Genomic DNA, 990 nt, shown 5'->3' with positions numbered 1-990 from the left:
TACAAGTATATCGAGACCTTTACGTAGCAGCATCATCTGAGGGTTAATCTTGACGCCACCGTAGACAACAGAAGAACGTAGAGGAAGGTGTTTCGAATACTGCTCAACACTTACGGCAATTTGTGCTGCGAGTTCTCTGGTTGGGGCGAGGATAACTGCACGAACTCGATTACCTTTTGGTTTTTCGCCTTTAACGAGACGATCTAGGATGGGCAATGTAAAACCAGCAGTTTTCCCTGTGCCGGTTTGTGCTGCTGCTAAAAGGTCATGGCCGGCAAGTACTTCAGGTATAGCTTTTTCTTGTATAGGGGATGGGGTTTTATACCCTAATTCTTCAATAGCTTTTAATAGTGGAAGCGAAAGACCTAAAGACTCGAAACTCATAAACTGCTCAACTGTAGGGGCTGTACAATAACAATACAGCCAAAATAAGGAGAGCGAGCTTATAGGATTCTAGTGGTTGGCGCTAGTATTGTTTTTGAGCGATAGCTGTTCACGATGTTTAAGAAATCAAGGCATAAACTCCTGATTGATCTTGTCGATCGAGCCATCCCGGTACTGACGTGGTCTAATAGATATGACCAGTCCAGTTAAGACATAATACGTCCTAACTGGAGAAGGTAAATTGAATACACGAAAAAAATATTCCCAAGAATTTAAATTGGACGCGATTAGTCTGGTGCTTGATCAAGGCCACACTAGGACAGAGGCAGCCCGTAGCCTGGGTATTAGCGCACAGGTACTGGGGCGTTGGATAAAAGAATATCAAAACGATTCAGGCAATGCTTTCAGAGGCAATGGCAAGCTTACGTCAGAGCAAGAAGAAATTAGAAGACTTAAGGCGCAGGTTAAGCGCCTTGAAATAGAAAAGGAAATACTAAAAAAGGCGACGGTCTTCTTTGCCAAAGAAACGAAGTGAAGTATGACTTTATCACTCAACATAAGAAGACCTGGCCGGTTGACCTGATGTGTCAGCTATTTGGAGTGAAA

Annotated in this window: 1 protein-coding gene and 1 pseudogene; one reads left to right on the top strand and one right to left on the bottom strand. The window is 43.3% G+C overall.

From position 1 onward, the window contains the following. On the bottom strand, nt 1–384 hold a 384-nt coding region (locus A3763_RS04015; RefSeq protein WP_156494890.1), incomplete at its 3' end, for a DEAD/DEAH box helicase. Nucleotides 385–625: 241 nt separating this feature from the next. Here A3763_RS04015 and A3763_RS04010 point away from each other — a divergent pair. Continuing rightward, nucleotides 626–990: pseudogene (locus A3763_RS04010) on the top strand (transposase); the annotation flags it as partial.

Source organism: Oleiphilus sp. HI0128 (assembly GCF_001635365.1).
Note: the sequence above shows the minus strand (reverse complement) of the source record. Positions and strands in the feature narration are given on the sequence as shown.